This is a genomic window from Actinotalea sp. C106 (genome assembly GCF_023630195.1).
In the GTDB taxonomy this organism is placed as follows: domain Bacteria; phylum Actinomycetota; class Actinomycetes; order Actinomycetales; family Cellulomonadaceae; genus Actinotalea.
In genome coordinates, this window is the sequence record NZ_JALPKN010000628.1 from 1 (window position 1) to 606 (window position 606).

The window sequence follows — 606 nt, forward strand, 5'->3', positions numbered from 1 at the left end:
CGGGCTCGAACCCGTGTCGCGCCGGCGGGGCCGAGGTGAAGGTCGGGGGATCGTTGCGCACGCTGACCACCAGAGCGGCCGGGTCCCGTGCGTCCAGCACCACCGCGCAGGCCGCCCCCGGTGCGTGCCGTGCGGCGTTGGCCAGGCACTCCTGCACGGTGCGGTAGACGGACAGCTGGGCGAGGGGCCCGACGACCTCCCCCGGTGGCGGGCCGTCCGCGGTGCCGAGCACCTCGAGACTCACCTGGACCCCCGAGGCACGGACCCGCTCGACCAGGGCAGGGATGGTCGCGAGGGTCTCGACCCGGGCCTCCTCCACCTCCGCGCCCTGCCCGACCGCGGGCGCGTCCCGCAGCAGGCGGACGAGGCTGCGCAGCTCGTCGAGCATCGCGGTGGTCTCCCCGCGCACCCGCTGCACCGCGGCCTTCGCCGCCTCGGGGTCGACGTCGATCTGCCGCCCGATGGCCCCGGTCATCACCGCGATGCCCGACAGGTGGTGCGCGGCGACGTCGTGCAGCTCACGGGCCATCGCGGCGCGCTCGCGGGCCACGGCCGTCTCGACGCGCGCCTCGTGCTCGCGGCGCAGCGCCTGGATCTGACGCTCGC

Annotated in this window: 1 protein-coding gene; it reads right to left on the bottom strand. The window is 76.6% G+C overall.

From position 1 onward, the window contains the following. Nucleotides 1-606: sensor histidine kinase (locus tag L0B03_RS18890; protein ID WP_250448656.1), on the bottom strand; the 606-nt coding region annotated here is incomplete at both ends.